This is a genomic window from Paenibacillus sp. FSL P2-0121, assembly GCF_037975345.1.
Classification (GTDB): domain Bacteria; phylum Bacillota; class Bacilli; order Paenibacillales; family Paenibacillaceae; genus Paenibacillus_AQ; species Paenibacillus_AQ odorifer.
In genome coordinates this window covers 5218484-5238448 of the sequence record NZ_CP150245.1, presented here as the reverse complement: position 1 = coordinate 5238448, position 19965 = coordinate 5218484, and the positions used below count along the sequence as shown (strand labels likewise).

Annotated in this window: 8 protein-coding genes; 7 read left to right on the top strand and 1 reads right to left on the bottom strand. The window is 46.4% G+C overall.

The window, feature by feature from the left end; translation table 11 throughout:
- Positions 1-7: 7 nt before the first annotated feature.
- Positions 8-712 carry a glycosyltransferase family 2 protein gene (locus MKY54_RS23145; protein WP_076276787.1) on the top strand — a complete coding sequence of 235 codons (705 nt, stop codon included), beginning with the start codon at positions 8-10 and terminating at the stop codon, positions 710-712.
- Between the two features lie 104 nt (positions 713-816).
- Here MKY54_RS23145 and MKY54_RS23140 read toward each other — a convergent pair whose 3' ends face one another.
- The gene (locus tag MKY54_RS23140) at positions 817-1470 is read right to left on the bottom strand and encodes a GntR family transcriptional regulator (protein WP_076304608.1); all 654 of its coding nucleotides are present in this window, start codon (positions 1468-1470) and stop codon (positions 817-819) included.
- 219 nt (positions 1471-1689) lie between these two features.
- Between MKY54_RS23140 and uxuA the strand changes: the two genes are divergently transcribed.
- From uxuA to MKY54_RS23110, 6 genes are all read left to right on the top strand, one after another.
- Positions 1690-2766, top strand: a complete 1077-nt coding sequence (gene uxuA / locus MKY54_RS23135) for a mannonate dehydratase (RefSeq protein ID WP_076128893.1) — start codon at positions 1690-1692, stop codon at positions 2764-2766.
- Positions 2767-4377, top strand: a complete 1611-nt coding sequence (locus MKY54_RS23130; protein ID WP_339188097.1) for a mannitol dehydrogenase family protein — start codon at positions 2767-2769, stop codon at positions 4375-4377.
- Between the two features lie 221 nt (positions 4378-4598).
- Positions 4599-5978, top strand: coding sequence for a sugar ABC transporter substrate-binding protein (locus MKY54_RS23125; RefSeq protein WP_076128897.1), 1380 nt, complete (start codon positions 4599-4601; stop codon positions 5976-5978).
- Positions 5979-6128: 150 nt separating this feature from the next.
- On the top strand, positions 6129-11210 hold the full coding sequence (locus tag MKY54_RS23120; protein WP_339188095.1) for a pectinesterase family protein: 5082 nt from the start codon (positions 6129-6131) through the stop codon (positions 11208-11210).
- A gap of 81 nt (positions 11211-11291) precedes the next feature.
- Positions 11292-13049: an S-layer homology domain-containing protein gene (locus MKY54_RS23115; protein ID WP_076279248.1), complete on the top strand. Its 1758-nt coding sequence runs from the start codon at positions 11292-11294 to the stop codon at positions 13047-13049.
- Positions 13050-13087: 38 nt separating this feature from the next.
- Positions 13088-19825 carry a pectinesterase family protein gene (locus tag MKY54_RS23110; protein WP_339188092.1) on the top strand — a complete coding sequence of 2246 codons (6738 nt, stop codon included), beginning with the start codon at positions 13088-13090 and terminating at the stop codon, positions 19823-19825.
- Positions 19826-19965 lie beyond the last annotated feature (140 nt).

The window sequence follows — 19965 nt, the reverse complement described above, 5'->3', positions numbered from 1 at the left end:
TTGCTCGATGACTCACCTTTCCGTGGTCGTACCTATTTTTAATGAAGAGGAAAATATATACGATCTTTACTTAAGTATTACTGAAGCATTAAGAGGGAGAATTGAGCATTACGAAATCGTACTGGTGAATGATGGAAGTAGGGATCGTAGTGCCGTGCTGTTAAATGAAATCGCACAGATGGATCAAGCGGTAAAGGTCATTCATTTTGAAAAAAACTACGGGCAAACGGCAGCCATTTGGGCGGGGATGAAAAATTCCCAGGGCGAACTGATCGCCCTTATGGATGCAGCGCTACAGACAGATCCACGGAACATCTTTAGATTAATGCCTTTCATCAAGAAAAGAGATTTTGTAAATGGAAAATGGGCAGATCATAAAGATACGTGGTTTAAGAAAGTTTCTTCAGGTTTCGCGAAAAAAATCCGTAATTGGATTATTGGAGGTTCAATTTATGATATAGGCTGTCCTATGAAGCTCTTCAAAAGGGAGGTAGCTGACAGTTTCTATTTATATAATGGAATGCACCGCTTTTTGCCCACGGTGGCTAAGATGAACGGCTTTTCAGTTATTGAAGTTACGGTAACCCATCAAGCGAGGAAACACGGAAACTCTAAATATGGGGAAATCAATCGTGGCGGTATGGGTTTCATGGATGCCATATTGATTGGCTGGCTCAAAAAGAGAGTCATTCTGTATCGGATTAAGAGATAATTGGATTTAGAGAACGTTATGTAAATTTAACAAGAGACATCACGGAGAATTCCATACGATGTCTCTTTGTTTGTTTTTAAGGCAGTAAGCCGTCTTATGGCTGACTATTTCTTTAAATATTCCGAGAAATTCTCCTGAAAATCCAGTGAATGAATATCTTCCCGGAGATGGTGGTGGATTAGCGGGCCGATTTTGGCGGTTTCTTTTTGCACCATAAGCTCAAGAATGGATTGGTGTTCGTTCCAGATTTCTTCCAGCTTGTCGGTCTTAAGCATGTGCAGTCTGCGGTACCTGAGATAATGTACATTCGACTGCTGGATCAGAGTCCACAGATACTCACGTCCAGCAAGCCTGTACAAGGCCCGGTGAAACTCGTCGTCTAAATTAAGGAAAGAATCTACAGTATTCTCCTGCCCGATGACCTCTTTCTGTTTCTTAAGAATTTCTTTAAGCTCGTGCACTCCTGGTAGTAAAAGCTGTGCAGAAAGATCCTTGAGGATCTCCTTTTCCAGTGTGCAACGCAAGTATGTGATTTGTTCAACAGATTCAAGATCAATAAAGGAGACAATATTACCTTTTTTCGGATAGATATCGGTATAAGATTCCAGTGCAAGCTGTTTGAGAACATCACGCAACGGCGTACGTGAAATCTGAAACCGCTCAGACAAGGCTGTTTCACTCAGAATGGTGCCTGGCTTTAACGCCAGCGTGAGGATTTCTTGCTTCAGTGTGTTTAGAATTTCAGCTTTAATTGACATTTCTGTTCCTGCTTTCAATTGTTAATGACAGATACAGTACTAGTATACATGATAAGTTCGTTCATTAAAATCATTGGGATGAAAATAGGGTGGATATTCCTTGATTTCAGGATAAAATTCCTGATCAAATTGTGATTGACAAAGAATTGTTCTTATTCTATGATCAAGTAAATCTTGTATACAAGATAATTGAAAACGAATTCACAGGAGGGTTTATCAATGAACATGACGTGGAGATGGTATGGCGAGGGCAATGACAATATCACGCTGGATCATATTCGGCAGATTCCGGGTGTTATGGGGATTGTCTGGTCTTTGCATGAGAAAGTAGCCGGAGAAGTGTGGGAAATGGAACGGATCCAAGAAGTGGCGGATCAAATCACCAGCAAGGGTTTCAGCACGGCTGTAGTAGAAAGCGTCAACGTTCATGATGATATCAAAATCGGCTTGCCGACCCGTGATAAATATATCGATATTTATATCGACACCATTCGTAAACTCGCCAAGGTTGGCGTTAAGGTGATCTGCTATAATTTTATGCCTGTTTTCGATTGGACCCGCACAGAGCTGTATAAAGAGTTGCCTGATGGCTCGAATGCTCTCTTTTATGAAAAGGCTGCCATTACCGATAATCCGCGTGAGATGGTGGACCGGATTCTGAAGGGAGCTGGAAAGTTCACGATGCCGGGCTGGGAGCCGGAGCGGCTGGCAAAGCTGGATGAGCTGTTTGCGGCTTATGCGGATGTGACGGAAGATAAACTGTTCGACAACCTCCAGTATTTCCTGGAACGCATTATTCCAGTATGCGAGGAAGTGGACATCAAGATGGCTATCCATCCCGATGATCCGGCTTGGCCGATCTTTGGACTGCCGCGTATTATCCGCAATCGGGATATGATCCGCCGCTTTCTGGATTTAGTGGACAGCCCGTACAACGGTTTGACGTTCTGCACAGGGTCACTCGGCACGAATCCGGATAACGATCTGCCAGCGATGATCCGCGAGTTCCATGATCGTATTCATTTTGCCCATATCCGCAATGTGAAGGTATTTGAGAACGGTGATTTCATTGAGGTGTCGCACCGTGGGCGTGACGGAAGCGTTGATGTGGCCGAGGTGGTCAAAGCCTATCATGAGAACGGATACATTGGTTATGTGCGTCCGGATCACGGGCGGCATCTGTGGGGGGAAGAGAAGAACTGCCGACCGGGTTATGGCTTGTATGATAGAGCTATGGGCATCATGTATTTGCTTGGTGTTTGGGATAGCTTGGATAATGTCAAGGAGGCAAAATAAATGCTGCATCTGACCAGAAGCAGTATCCAAGGGGAAAAAGCAGCTTGGAAAGCTGCTGGAGTGGAGCTTCCGCAGTTCGACTATGAGCAGATAGCAAACAATACACAGCTTAAACCGGAATGGATTCATTTCGGTGCAGGTAATATTTTCAGAGGATTCGTGGCAAATGCTCATCAGAAGCTGCTGGATGGCAGGAAGTCGGATACAGGTATTATTGCGGTGGAAACCTTTGATTTCGAAATGATTGATAAAGTCTACAAGCCCTACGACAATCTGACCCTTTTAGTGCTGATGAATGCTCGTGGTGATTTCCAGAAAAGAGTAGTCAGTAGTATTGTGGAGGGAATCGCAGCGGACAAAAACCGAGAAGCGGAGTACCGTCGATTGATCGAGGTGTTCGAGAATCCCAGCCTGCAAATGGCCAGCTTCACCATCACGGAGAAGGGATACTCGTTGACGGATCCGCACGATAAATATCTTGGCATTGTGGAAAAGGATATTGTGAGCGGACCGGAGCATCCTGTTCATGTCATGAGCATTGTTGCTTCGCTTGCTTATCGAAGATATCTGAAAGGCCAATATCCGATGACCTTTGTCAGCATGGACAACTGCTCACACAATGGCGACAAGCTGAAGAACGGAGTTGTGTCCATCGCTAAGGAATGGGCCCAAAGAGGACTTGTTATAGAAGACTTCGTGCGTTATCTGGAAGATGAACGAGTAATAACCTTTCCATTGTCCATGATCGATAAAATCACACCACGTCCTTCGGAGAGTGTACAGGCAGCGCTTCTGGAACAGGGAATTGGTGATATGGATGTGATCATTACCTCCAAAAACACATATACCGCTCCTTTCGTAAATGCTGAGATCAGCGAATATCTTGTAGTGGAGGATAACTTTACGAACGGACGTCCACCACTAGAGGAAGCCGGAATTATTTTTACGGACCGGGAGACAGTCAACAAGGTGGAGACGATGAAAGTAACGACCTGCCTTAATCCGCTGCATACGGCGCTTGCTGTTTCCGGTTGTCTGCTTGGCTACACCTTGATCGCGGATGAGATGAAGGACGATACTTTGCGGAGGTTTGTGGAGATAATCGGTTACAAAGAAGGTCTGCCCGTCGTAGTGGACCCGGGGATTCTCAGTCCAAAGCAGTTCCTGGACGAAGTCCTTACGGAGCGTTTTGCCAATCCATTTATCCCCGATACTCCGCAGCGGATTGCTACAGACACTTCGCAGAAGGTAGGTATAAGGTTTGGTGAAACTATTAAATCCTATATTCGACGGGAGGAGCTCGATCCAGCGCAGCTAACGGCGATTCCACTGGCTATCGCTGTGTGGTGTCGTTACTTACTTGGAGTGAATGATGCTGGAGAGGTCTTCACATTGAGTTCAGATCCGTTACTAGAAACACTGCAAGGTTACCTGCAGGGAGTTTCTCTTGGAGACCAAACTGCAAGTGTGCGCCCCATTCTTGAAGATGAGCGACTTTTTGGGGTTCCGTTGTACGAGATTGGTCTAGGTGATAAGATTGAGATTATGTTCCAGGAAATGATGGCAGGCCCAGGAGCGGTACGGAGAACATTAGAGAACTATTTAAAGTGAAAGCTAGGCAGTTAAGTAGATTTGAATTAATATAGGAGAAAATAAAGCTAAAAAAGTCCCGAGGCAATCAATCGGGGCTTTTTTTTGTATGATTTTAAAAAATCCAAACAAAGTGTGAAAAGAATCTTATGTAAAATGAGAAGGACGAAAGTTAAACTAAACACATGACGAATAACCGGTGTTCGTCAACTGAGCGACGAATTTTGAGGGGGTTCAACACCATGTTCAAAAGAAAAAAAAGCTGGGCACTTGTCATGGCTTCGGTCATGTTGGCTGGAGGCGTGTTAAGTGGTTGCGGAAGCAGTAACAATAACAACAACTCGTCGAATGCCAGTCCCCAGCCAAGCAGCTCGACTAGCGACAGTGGTACTGAAACGAAAGATTCCGGCAAGAAGACAACGCTTACGTTCTGGGCTGCGGCTACTACGCCGGACCGTGATGTATTCTGGCAAAAAGTTACGAAGGAGTTCATGGCTGAGCATCCGAATATTAAAATCGAATACTTGGGCGTGCCTGGAGATTTGAACGGTTATATACAAAAGCTGAATGTCGCTATTGCTGCTGGACAAGGGCCGGACCTGATCAATAACTTTACGTCCGACTTTATTGCACGCGATGTGCTTGAGCCAATCGATTCTTATTTCGATAGCTGGGAAGGAAAGGACAAGATCACAACGGGTTCGGTTACCTCAATGAGAGCAGCGGATCCGGTTGACAAGAAGTTATATGGATTGCCTTATGGCGTTCTGCCTTGGATGGAATGGATTCGTTCGGATTGGCTGAAGGAATCAAATCTACCGAATCCGGACACATGGGATCAATTCTTTGACAACGCACAGAAGTTGACTGACAAGTCCAAGGATCGTTACGGATACTCTATACGGGGTGGAGCCGGAAGTGCTACCTCGCTGGAATATCTTATGTACTCATACTCGGGAATTACGAACTATTTCACGCCAGAAGGCAAAGCCACGATCAACGATCCACTGAATGTAGAGTTTCTGGAGAAATACTTGAGCGGTTATAATGTCAATACACCTGAAGATGACTTGAACAAAGGTTGGACGGAATTGGCTGCTTCGTTCCAGTCCGGCAAGGTAGGTATGATTTTCCATAACCTTGGTTCCGCAAGCGCTCACAGTAAAGCATTCAATGACGATTTAACCAAGTTTACAGCTGTTCCATTCCCTATGGGTGCCAAAGGCTATCGCGTTCACCCCGGCGTTACACCATCGGTGATGATGATGACAAAGAACTCCGAGAATAAGGAAGCAGCATGGGAATTCATGACGTATTTCGTAACGCACAATGATAGTGAGTACGGAGAGCTCTATGGCGAAATTCCGACTTATCTTGATGCTTTGGATGCTGATTGGATTGTAAACGTGCCTTACGTGAAGACGGGCGCAGACCTGATGAGCTCACCGGACACGAAGTTTACCGATAATCCCGTTTATCTGCCGGGCTATAACAAGGTTCAGACGAATATGGAGCCTATGATCCAGAAGGTAATGGCCAAAAAGATGAGTGCCAAAGAACTATTGGATGAATGGGCAAAGCAGCTTGAAAAAGAAAAAGCAAGTTTTGACTCTTCGAAATAAAACAGTTAATATCCCCGAACAATAAATAATCTCAGCAGGCGGGCTCTTGACGATACTTGGGCCGCCTGTCTTTTGAATGACAACTCCCTAATGATTAATGCCACTAATTGACAGCGTTTTCATCACCTGCAAATGAACAGGAGGTAAGTTATGAAAAGAATTAAGAGTGTCCTTATTGCATTATGCGCTTTATTGCTCATCCCGATCGTACCTGAAATCGCCTTTGCCGGAGAGACCAACACGGCTTATGCCGCTGCGAACATTAATGATTCCTTATCGGCTAATATTTACTCCCCGACGGATTTACGAATGGCACCTGCCTCTAATACGGATACAACCGTAGTGTTAGCATGGGAGAAACCGCTATTTTATTCCAACATTACTAAGTACAATATTTATGACAGTGATGGAACCCGGGTTGGTTCGACGGACAAAACTTACTATAAGTTTTTAGGATTAACTCCAGAGAGGACATATACCTACACGGTACGAGCCCAGGATACATCTGGCAACGAATCTTTAGATAGCAATACGGTCCAAATCACAACTAAAAAGACGGGCATCAGGTTTAATGTTAAGGATTATGGAGCATCCGGAGATGGCAACACATTGGATACCGTGGCAATTCAAACCGCGATTGACGCGGTTACTCCAGGAGACACTTTATACTTTCCACCCGGGAAGTATGTGACTGGCGGATTGTTCCTGCACAGCAATATGACTGTATTTGTAGATGCAGGGGCTCAAGTGATGCCTAGTTCACACAAGGCTGACTTCTTGCCGTTCGTAACGGCCAGACACAGTATTGAGGAACCCGAGGCTTATCAAAGTTTATTTAACGCCGGAGTTATGGATCATGACAAGTACGATGATTATAGTGTAACTGATATTACATTCCTTGGACCCGGAACAATTGGTGACGAGGAGAGCGGCTTGAAGCTGCGTGAGGAATACGATAACGACAAGGTTGAAGTTGGAACAACCTACGGTGGTGGACATCTGCTATCTTTTAATAACGCACACAATGTCTATATCGATGGATTGAAAATCCGCAATGGAATGATGTGGACCGTAGTACCTGTATACAGCAAAGACATCACCGCCTATAACCTCGATATTAACACCACGCAACATAATGGAGACGGCTTTAATCCGAATTCTTCCGAGAGCGTTTACATTTTGAATTCTACCTTTCAAACCGGGGACGACGGCAGTGCAATTAAATCCGGGATCAATCAAGAAGGCCGGGATATCGGCAGACCCTCCAGATTTATTTATTATCGCGGAGATACCTTTAGTGGTGGACACGGCGGGGTCGTTATCGGAAGCGAGATGTCTGGCGGAATAAGCGACATCTACGTGGAAGACTGCAATCTGATTCCCCTCGACGTCAAGTCGAACACTGTGGCACCGGGCTTTAAGATCAAAACAAGCACATCCCGGGGCGGCTACATTCGGAACATTCAAGTGAGGGATTCGCTTATCAACAAAATTGATCTGAATTCCAACTATGACAAGCTTCCTGTTCCTGATATTTACCCACCGGACATGAGTAATTTCCGGTTTACCAACCTGCGGAACAACGATATCTCTGGAACGGATAACATTATTTCGTTGACAGGGGCAGCCTCCACTTCAACAGCTGATAACGCTTTGAAGAATTTGCAGTTCATTAATTGTGCTTTTGCTAAAGCTCAATTAGCCTACACGGAGAATATCTTTTTCACCAATAGCAGCTTGCCCAAAGGAATTAGCGCTACGAACAGTGCGAATATCGTTCAGGATGGTGTGGTCGTAACTGATAAAGCCTTCCCGGTTCACGAGGATTTCACTGAATACAAAACCGGGGATACGCCGGGCGGATATTGGAGTGCTTCGAGCTATGCCCCGGGTCTGATCACTATTGCGGCGGACGGAGATTTGAATCCGAACAGTATTTTCCTTAATGACCAGGATAGCGGTTATGTAAGTGCATCCCGTGGTTTTGGTTCGCAGACGGGAACCTTATCGGCAGAAGTGCATATGAAGTTCCCGGCCCCTCCCAACTTAACGAACGGTGTGCCGAACGGTACTTATGCGAACAAACCTACCTCGAATAATCGGGTATTTCAGCTGCTCGGATCGAATGGTAAAGTAGCCGTCTGGTTAAACACTGAGAATTCAGGAGCATTAAGTTATGTCATCAACGGAAAAACATCTCCTATCATCATTCCTGCGATCCCGCTTGATAAGTGGTTTACAGTCAAGACTGTGGTAGATTTTCCAAACAAGCTTGTGGATGTTTATTACAACGGAACGAAGGTGTTAAGCAAACAGCCATTCTATGATTCAACCCTGGCGATGGCGGATATTAGCACCTTCAAATCCATAGGGCCTAATAATAATACGACAGTGGCATCTCAAGTTTACTTGGATAATCTGTACATTAGTGCTTCTGAGGAAGCTACCAGCGGTTATGGAATCCAGCTAACACACTCAGGTTCGACGAATTCAATCTCCGATAAAGGAGGGCGTTTAACCTTTAGTGCCACCAAAACTACGGGAGAAACTTCGCAGGTTACATGGGCTGTCTATAATAGTGATCTGACCCCTACAGATGTGGCTACAATCGACGATAATGGAGTACTGACCGCTAATAGCAATGGTAAAGTCATCGTCGCAGCGACGATGAATGACGGAACAGCGATTATCGGATTGATGCCAATCACCATAACAGGACAAGAAACAGTTGTTGGCTATAAGTCCTTACAGGTAACGACCGCATTAGGCACGAAGCCTAATCTGCCGAATCAGATGCCGATTTTGAGAGAGGATGGAGCGGTAAGTTATGCTCCGGTAATCTGGGATTTAGTTCCGGCGTCTGAATATCAGCAGATAGGAGCATTCACTTTACAGGGTACAGTAACGGGATATTCAGCAAGAGCTGAAATTCAAGTGGAAGTGGTTTCGGCTGGCATGACCGGTTATCGGCCTGTCATCGCGACAACTGCGAAGGGCATCGCACCGAGTTTGCCAGATCACGTAACGGCGATCTTCAATGATCAAATGACCAAATCTCTGCCAGTGTCCTGGGAACCCATCTCTCCAGACTTGTATGCGGATACAAATATTGACGGGTTCAAGGTTATGGGTACGGTACAAGGGTCGGACCTACCGGTTACTGCTCATGTATATGTTCTGTCTGATATCGCTCCAGACGCGAAGGTTATCGTCGTTGCCGCAGATGGAAGCGGAGATTATAAAAGTATCCAAGCTGCTGTCGATGCAGTCCCGGACCAGAACCGCAATCGCATCATTATTTTTGTGAAAAACGGCTTGTATTATGAGAAGGTTCTTATTCCAGATACCAAGCCTTACATCTCTTTAATGGGTGAGAGCAAGGATGGAACGATTCTCACCTACGATGATAATCCGAAAAAAACGGCCCCGGATGGTACCTCGTTAGGTTTGGGCACTTATACGGATTATACGCTCATGATTAAAGGCCATGATTTCTATGCCAAGGATCTAACGGTCATTAATTCCTCGGGTTCCGGAGCAGGTCAATCCGTTGCCGTCGACGTATATGCGGATAAAGCTTTTTTCGAAAATTGCAACATCATCGGTTATCAGGATACACTGTTAACCCGCAATCTGACCGATAACGCGGATCCTAACAACTATGCCAATAATGCAATCATTCAATCCTATCGTTCCTACTTCAAGGATTGTTTCATCTCGGGTTCGGTAGACTTTATCTTTGGTCCGGGTATTGCTGTTTTTGATAACAGCGAGATTCATTCCAGATTGGCTGGGCATGTGACGGCAGCTTCCACTCCTGAGGGACAGGAGTATGGCTATGTATTCCTGAACAGCAAAGTGACCGGCGAAGCGTTGCTTTCGTCTATATCCGCTGTTGATTTGGGAAGACCATGGCGTCCATATGCGAAGACTGTATATCTGAACAGCTATATGGGAGATCACATTGCTCCAAGTGGCTGGAACAACTTCGGCAATTCAAAAAACGAAGCAACCGCATATTACGGTGAATATCAAAGCTTTGGTCCGGGAGCAAATCCGCAGGCTAGAATGAACTGGACCCATCAATTAACGGACACGGAAGCCGAAGCGTATACATTGCACAGTATTTTCAGCGCAACGAGTGCGATCAACGGGAGAGAGGATTGGGATCCTACCCAGCTCGCTTCCGACAATCCAATCGAATCGCTTCTGCCAGTTCATGTTGAGACACCAGTAGGTGTGGCTCCTATTTTGCCAACAGTTGTAGGCGCTGTTTATGCAGATGAAACAGTGAAGCAAGTGCCTGTCGTTTGGGAAGCAATCAACCCTGAGTTATATGCGGTAGAAGGGCGATTTACAGTTACGGGCGCTGTCTATGGCACGGAGTTAAAGGCCGAAGCCAAAGTTACTGTTCGATCGGGAAGTTTTTTAACCGGACCGGGCTCTGTGGAGAAGGGGCAGTCCTTTGAAGTCGTATATGGCATGTCTCGTGTTACAAGTGATGTATATGGCTTGGATTTGACGCTGAACTACGATCCTGAGCAAATTCAGTTCTTGGCAGCGGAATCCTTGCTGGATGGAATTCGTGTCATCGATTCCTTTGATAATGAGGGACAAACACGGATTCTCATGGCAAGCACAACCCCAGGGGTTGGCATGAGCGGCGATTTGCCGAGAATTCTTCAACTTCACTTCACTGCAAAAGATGTAACGGAAGCGACGGTTGCTTCATTAGAAGCGACCCGCATTATTATGAGCGATGGCGAAGGTAATGAATCTTCTGTGGAAGGCACTGCTTATCAGGTTAACATTACTGTGACTGATACAGGTTCGGGAGATGTCATTAGAACAGCACTCCAGTCTATCCTTCACGAAGCCGCCAGCACTTTGGCGTCGGCATCGATGGGTACACTTTGGGGGCAATATTCGCAGTCAGCTATTGCTATCTTTAAGGATGCCATTGCGAACGCAACCGTTGTCTTAAACGACAGCGATGCTACACAAGAGGAAGTGAATCTAGCGGCTCAAGATTTGTCTACTGCACTTCAAAAGCTCGCTACAGTGATGAATCTCGAGGCCGGCATGGATGATCTTCTTCTTCTGAGCTCCAAATATGGCATCACTTCAAGTGATAACGGTTGGAGTGAGGTAAGTAGGTATGATCTGAATAAAGACCAGCAGATCGACATCGTCGATCTGGCTGGAATGGCCCGTAAAATCACTTCAAATTAAGTTTGCTAAATCTGGAGGGCGCTGACTCAACGGCAGCGGCGCTCTCTCCTATCTTGCTATTGAAAGGGTGGATGAATCGAAATGGCTAAACTCAGAATCGCGATGCTTATGCTCCTTGTCTTTTTTCTAGCGAGACCTGTGGTAACGCAGGCTAGTAGTGAACCCAACTTCCAAACTGTGTTATCAAAAGAAAGTCCTATCCTCAACAGTACCTTTACTGTTGAGATTGCAGCGAACCTAATGACGGATTTGTACGCGTACGAGTTGAATCTGACCTATGATCGCTCAAAGCTGGAGTTCGTGAGTTACACAGCAGGCGAGGGCGGCTTCAACATTGACGCCCTATTGACGAATAACGGCGTGCGGCTAGCGCATACAGAGCTTGAGAAGAAATCTGGCAAGAACGGAGATCTAAAACTGGCCACAGTTACTTTCAAAGCGCTTGAGAGTGGCGATGTCAAAATCGTTCTATCCCGTGTGAAGTTAGTAGATTCGCAACTGTCTGCGGTTAACTATACCCCTGATGCATCGGCGATCGCGCATATTGTTAGTATCGATGACAACAACGGAAACAACGGAAACAACGGCAATAACGGTAATAATGGAAACAACAGTAACAACGGAGCGGAAGGAAACGGCAGTTCGATCCAGCCTACAACTCCGAGTAATGTCAACGGTTCTACGATCAAACCGGTGATTCGTTATGACGCAGCTGCACAATCTGTACAATCAACCGTGGATCTAGAATCACTGCAGAAAGCTCTTAACCAAACTACCGCCAACGACAAAGGAGTAAAAAAAGTAATCATTGAAGTCGAGTCGAAGCCCGGGGCAAAAGAGTACGTTCAGACGATTCCAACTTCGGCTATATCCAATGATGTCAAAAAGGCGGAAATTGAAATTGTAACACCACTGGCTAACCTCACTCTCCCTGATAATATGCTGCAAGCTGGGGTTACCTCCAATGAACAAATAAGTCTTCATATCACAAGTGTTGATCCTAAATCCTTGCAGCCGTCCGTGCAAAACCAAATCGGCAACCATCCCGTCATTCAAGTAACTTTAACGTCGGGTGGCAAGATCATAACCTGGGATAATCGCCAAGCTCCGGTCACAGTCAGCATCCCCTACGTTCCTACTGCACAAGAGCTGCTTAATCCAGAGCATATCGTTGTGTGGTATGTAGACAGTCAAGGGAAACTTACTTCGGTTCCTAGTGGTAGATATGATGCGAAGTCCGGTCGCGTCAGCTTTAAGACTACACATTTCAGCATGTATGCAATTGGTTATACGAATAAATCCTTTAAGGATCTTGAGTCTGTGGCTTGGGCTAAAAATCCGATCGAGGTTATGGCTTCCAAGGGAATTATTAGTGGTGTGTCCGATACAGAATTCCGCCCATCTCAAGCTGTTACTAGAGCCGACTTTTTGGTATTGCTCGTTAGGACGCTAGAACTGAGCGGAAAAGCTGGAGATACCTTCGCGGACGTCCCATCCCAAGCTTATTATTACGAGGCCGTTGGCATTGCTCGGGCACTTGGCATTGCGGAAGGCTCAGGAGACAACTTGTTCAAACCGCTTGAGCCAATCACCCGTGAGGACATGATGGTCCTAACCGCCAGAGCCTTGAAGGCGTCAGGTCAACAGGTTACAGGTGGAGATACATCCGTGCTTCAACCGTTCAGCGATGTTGCGAAGATTTCTGCCTATGCGTCTGAATCTGTCGCAAGTCTAGTGAAAGCGGGTTTGATTCACGGGAATGGCCGCCAAATCGAGCCTAAGTCTACGACGACACGAGCGGAAGCAGCTGTGTTAATGTACAACATATATAACCTCTGATAGTATTCGTGCACTTCTATTCTAAGGAGGAAGAAGATATGAACAGGACCGCACCCTGGGGGCAAGAAGACACCATAAGCCGAAAAGTAACGGCTATAGCCATAATCGTGGCGATGATAATGAGTCTTTTATATGGTTATTCTCCGCGAACCGCTGCGGCCGCTGCTGCCAGCTGGCAGGCGAATACCACTTATACGATCAACGATTGGGTCATCTATAATGATCTGGAATATCAGTGTATACAAGCACACACCTCGGAGGAAGGGCTGAAACCTTCAATTGCGGTGGCGTATTGGGCGAAGAATGGCAAGCCGATTCCGGGCAAGCTTGAAGCCGAGAACTGGGACAGCATGCAAGGGGTTCAGAACGAGGCAACCACGGATACTGGAGCCGGTTTAGATGTGGGCAATATTGAAGCCGGAGATTGGCTGGAATACAAGGTAAATGTGGCTTCCGCAGGAATCTACACCGTAGATTTTCGTCTTGCTACGAAGTATTCAGATAAGGAGCTTCAATTGCAAGATAGCAGAGGAACTGTTCTGGCAGCGGTTTATGTGCCAAATACGACCGGTTGGCAAAAATGGACGACCGTAAGTGTGTCGGCAAATCTGAGTGCGGGTCCGCAAACCCTGCGCATCACGACGAATACCGGCAACTTCAATATTAACTGGATGATGTTCACTGATGTATTATCAGCCTCGACCCCGACAGGAGTAACCGGCAAGGCTGGTGATACACAAGCGATGCTTAATTGGCCGGCGGTTACCGGAGCGATTTCGTATAATGTGAAGCGTAGTGAAACAACTGGCGGGCCCTACGAGCTGATTAAGAACATGGATTCCAACCGGTATGTAGATAGCAAATTGATGAACGATAAAACCTATTATTATGTCGTCAGTGCAGTAACCGATTCCGGCGAAAGCCCAAATTCCATGGAAGTAGGCATCACGCCAATTCTGCTACCCGACATACCAGCTGCTCCGACAGGGTTGACGGGAATAGCAAGGGACAGCCAAGTGACCCTGAAATGGGAGTCTGTCGAAGGTGCGGAGCAATACCATTTGCTCAGAAGGGATGACGGAGGGGCTAAGTATTCGGTCATCGCGTCGGATTTGACGGCAACCCAATATAACGACGCCGGATTGACTGACGGAATGGTATATGAATACACCGTTCAAGCTCAAAATGCGGGTGGCTTAAGCGAAAATTCGGTCTCCGCTAAGATTTCTCCAGTTACCTCTTTAGCGAAACCAGCTGGATTGATTGCTGTTCCTGGTGATGCCCGCGTGGATATAACATGGAACCCTGTGCCGGGAGCCTCCTCGTACTCAGTGAAGCGAAGTGTAATATCGGGGAGAACGTATTCGGTCGTGGCTAGCAACCTGACCGCTCCGGAATTTACTGATAGCACCGTACACAACGGAACGAATTATTATTATGTTGTATCTGCCTTAAGTGCTCAGACGGAAAGTATGAATTCCGATCAAGCACGCGTATCTCCGGTTCATTTCCAGCAGGGGGTACCTTCTTCGCCGAATGAAGTAACAGCACAAGCGGGAGTTAGCAAGGTTAACTTGCAGTGGACCGAGGTTGCTGAGGCTGATTCATACCTCGTTAAACGGGCGGCTTCGTTGGCGGGATCCTTTACAACGATCGCTAGCGTAACCCAAACAAACTATCTGGACAACAGCATAACAAACGGTCTGACCTATTATTATGTTGTATCTGCTGTTAATGCGAGGGGCTCGGGAGCAGATAGCCTGATCCAAATCGCCACTCCAGCTAAAGTAATTGTAGTTGCGAAGGATGGAACGGGAGATTATACGACCGTTACGGATGCTCTGAATTCGATTCCAACTGGGAATTCGACCCGGCGGGTGATCTATATCCAAGACGGTATCTATCATGAAAAGGTAGCCGTGCCGAATTCTAAGCCATTAGTTAGTTTAGTTGGTGAAAGCAGAGACGGAACGATTTTGACCTATGACGATTATGCTAATTCCGGAATAGGTACTGGAAACAGCCACACGTTGTTAGTTTCTGCCAGCGACTTTACGGCAGAAAATATGACGATTCGCAATACTTCGTTTGAGAGAGGAAATGTAGGTCCCGCAGTCGCACTTAACGTAACGGGCGACAGAGCAATTTTTACGAACGTTTATCTGGCAGGGTTCCAAGATACCTTGTACGCAAACGGCGGGCGACAGTACTTTAACCGATGCATAATTGAAGGGGACGTCGACTGGATCTTTGGGAATGCTGCGGCTTATTTCTACGATTCGGAGATTAAGTTCGTTGGTGGCTTTGGCGGTCATATGACGGCAGCCTCTACGGATGAGAAAGCTGAGTTTGGCTATGTTTTCATGAACTCGCGATTGACCCGCGGTACTTCTTCTTTGAAGGAATCGGTGACTCATGATCCTTGGAGACCGGAATGGGATATCGACACTAAGCTGGCTGCTACTAACGGTTCGCTAGATCTGGGTAGACCTTGGAGAGCTAACGCCAACGTGAAGTACATTAATACCTGGATGGATGCGCATATCAAAGCAGTAGGTTGGGATAATTGGGGAAATCCTTCTAACGAATCGACGGCGCGGTATGGTGAATACAACTCTTCGGGACCAGGTGCCAATGCGAAGGGCCGTTATCGCTGGTCGAGCCAATTGACATCTGACGAAGCCAATCAATACACCGTTCAGAATGTGCTGAAAGGAGCGGATGGGTGGGATCCTACGCTGTTCGGCACGCTTCCTGGGCATGAACAGAATGAACAGCAACCTGCTTCTCCAACCGGACTGAGTGTGACTTTCCCGAGCGGTGTTGATGCGACATTAGGCGATTCTCCCGTAGCTCTGTCGTGGAACACGGTTGAAGGAGCAAGTTCTTATCGTGTCTATCGCGGAAGCGAAGCGGGTGGTCCTTACTTGCCGATTGCATCCGATCTGATTCCGTCATCCACTTCCCCGCTGGCAACGATCCAAGGTGAGGATTGGACAGCGATGTACGGTGTCAAAACTCAGAATACGAGTGATGAAGGCGGAGGTCTAAATGTCAGTTATATCGATCCGGGAGATTGGATGGATTACGCGATACAGGTTCCTGCGGGTGGATTCTACACCTTGGATCTGCGCGTCTCTGCTCCGGACAGCGGTAAACAGCTTCAATTAAAGAGTGGGAATGGCAGCGTGCTGAGCACCGTAGATATTCCGCAAACCGGTGATTGGCAGAGCTGGACAACGGTCAGTGTGAATGTCAATCTTCCCGCTGGGAATCAAACTTTACGCCTTTATTCCGTAACGGGGAGCTACAACTTGAACTGGCTCCGCTTGACGGAGGGAGTGAAAGATAAGGTTCAATATTCGGATATGGTTGTGAACACAGGAGCTCCGTTTTATTATGTAGTAACTGCTGTGAATGCGAATGGAGAGAGCGTCTATTCAACTGAAGTATCTTTGTCTTCAGCTCCGGTGAAATTTGATCGTAATCATGAGAATCAAGCGGATCTGACTGTATCTGTTAAACGCTCGGGAGACACAATGACGGGAATTATGCTCGGAACCCATGCACTGAATAAGGGGACCGATTACACTGCCAATGGAAGTATTTATACTCTTCGTGATGTCTTCTTGTCTCAGTTGCCGATTGGAAAAAATACACTAACTTTCACTTTCGCTTCCGGTACTAAAATTCTGTTAGCCATAGAAGTTGTGAATTCCACCATGCTGCCGGGACAGACCCTATCGAACATACCGGCACTGGAGCTTTATAGCCTTGAGGGGGTAGCTCCATTTTTGCCAAGCATCGTTCCCGTTCAATTTACGGATGGATCGGAGAAAGCATTGGCTGTCGTGTGGAGTTCAATCGATCCAGCTAAGTATGCATCTGTGGGGAACTTTACTGTGCAGGGAACTGTAACGGGCACCGATGTAAAGGCGACTGCGAAGGTTAGCGTCAAATCCGCGGATTCCGTGGGGGTTGTAACGGGCGGGGATGACTTGCAAACGTATCAAAAAGATCTGCCATTCGATATGCCAGCGATTACGCTTCCAACATTTCCAAACGTAGATTTTAATATTGAAGATTATGGCGCTGTTGGAGATGGTATAACCAAAAATACGGCGGCATTCGCAAAGGCAATTGAGGCGGCTACACTGGCAGGTGGAGGGCGTGTCGTCGTACCTGCTGGTGTATGGCTGACAGGAAGTATCCAAATGGCAAGTAATATTGATCTGCATGTAGAGGCTGGTGCACTCATTCAATTTAGTCCCGACTATGATGACTACAATTTGGTGAATGCAAAATATCAACCGATGCTGGCGGCATCGGGGCTCAGCAACATCGCGATCACAGGAAAAGGTGTTATCGATGGCAATGGGCAATATTGGCGTTATGTGAAGAAGGGCAAGGTCACAACCACGCAGTGGAATTATCTGTTGTCCTTGGGCGGAGTGTTGACCGATAACGGCAGTGTTTGGTATCCGTCTCAACAAGCTGTTGGGGTATATCGTCCTATCATGGTCGACATCTATAATAGCAGCAATGTGTTAGTTGATGGACCTACCTTTATGAATTCACCACAATTTGCGACTAGCTTTACGAAGATTCGGAATCTGGTGATCCGTAATTCAACGGTCAATAACGACGCTTGGTACCAGAACGGAGACGGTCTTGATGTCACTTCTTCGCAGAATGTTGTTTTATATCACAACACGGTGAATGCCGGAGATGATGGAATCGGGATGAAGGCCAGCTATGACCCGAGTCCGACAAACGCTTTGTCCGAAGTCGTAATTGCCGACAACATTGTTTTTCGTGGCCATGGCGGATTGTCTATCGGAAGTAACACATCCGGAGGCATTCATAACCTTGCGGTTCGCAACAATCAATATATCGGAACGGATAATGGGATCAATATTAAAAGCTTTGTTGGTGGTGGTGGTCCTATCGAGAATATCTATATCGATGGTCTCCATATGCAGAATATTGGTTATACGGCATTATCCATTAATGATTTCTATACGGGGCACAGCGAAGCAGTGGATAATGCGCAGCTGGGAGTCGATAACCGGGTTCCAGAGGTTAAAAATATCCACATTCGTAACGTTACGGTGGACGGAGCTTCGGAAGCAGTGTCCATCGATGCACTGGCCAATGTGCCTTTGCGTAATGTGGAGTTGACCAATGTAAAAATGTCGACTCAAACTGGATTCGTGTCCAGTAATACGACTGATATTCATTTCAATCATGTTCAGATCGTTCCGGCGAACGGAACCCTCTATACCATGAACAATGCAGCCGATATTTTATTGAATGACGTTCTTTGTCCGCCTGGCACAAGCACCTTTATCCATTTGAAGGGATTCGCGAGTAATATCCTATTGCAGGATACGGATTTTTCGCAGGCGGGGATACCGTTTCACTTGGATTCAGGCATAAGTCCTTCAGTTATTACGGTCTCTAATCCGGGTTCCATTCAGATTCCTAAAGCACCCGCAAACGTAAGTGCAACTACGGGCAGGGCCGAAATCTTGCTACGCTGGGATGAGGTTGCCGGAGCTGATTATTATGCAGTGAAGCGAAGCGTAAATAGCTCAGAGGGGTATGTAACCATTGCCTCCAATGTCACGGACAGCACTTATTTGGACAATGCCGATCTTACTGCTGGTAATTATTATTATGTGATTACGGCAGTTAATGTTGGAGGTGAGAGCGATAACTCTAACGAGGTCAGCGCGGTTGTAAATGCTCCGTCCTTAAGTCTTCCCTATGCTACGGTTATGGGAGAAGGAACAACGTTTGCCGGCCAACAATTTGGTTTGGTTTATGGCTTAAATAATGATTACGTTACAGAAAGTGTCAGCACTGCTGTTTATGGTCAAGAGTTGACGTTTGAGTATGACCCGGACCTAATTCTTTACGATTCGGTAGAATGCTTAGCGGATGAATGGGGAGTGGAATCCGTCGATAAGGATGAGGTGAATGGAAAAATCACAATCAAGCTCGCAAGCACTGGAGCTGGTATCCTTCTAAGCGGAGACATGCTCAAGATGCTCTGGCATTCATCAAACCTGAACTATGCCGGCGATACGACGGCCTATCTTCATTTGCACCCCGTTTTGATTGCCGATGGGAGCGAAACGGTATCAAAGCTATCTAATACGATCTATGGCATGAAGATCATGATAGACAAAACGGTCCTAGCCAGCAGGGTTGATGTAGCGAAGAGCCTTACGGCAGATCAATACAATCCATCCACTTGGTTAATCTTGCAAACCTATCTAACCTCTGCGAAAGTGATTCTTGCTGGATCGCAAGCTACACAGAATCAGGTGAATGCAGCTGCCTCGAACTTGCAGTTGGCTATGGATGGGTTAGACGGCGCCTCGGACAAATCGGCTCTGGCATTAAAGATTGCTATAGCACAAGCAACATCCGATTACGCCACTATTGGCAGTAAATGGGGGCAATATACGAAGACGGTAGTGAATGAGCTTAATAATGCAATCGGTAAAGCTATGCAGGTCGTGAATAATCCGAACGCAGCTAAGGTTTCTGTGGAGCAGGCAATCATTGATCTGGATGCAGCGCTGGCAACTTTCTTGAGCTCGGCCAATCCAGCAAGTATCGGTGATTTGGCTATTCTGTCCGCTCATTACGGTATAAGCTCCGCACATACGGATTGGATCCGATATCAGATTTATGATCTGAATAAAGATGGTCTTTTGGATATTGTGGATCTTGCGGCGTTAGCCCAGCTTATTCTACATCCATAAAGTAGCCACAGACGAGTCCCAATCAGGGGCTCGTCTTCTTTTTTTGAGAAATTGAATAAAAACAAACAAGGTCTGATAAAAAACAAACCCATCTCTTCGAGCTAGGAGTTATTATAAGAGGAGAATCCGAAACGACTTCA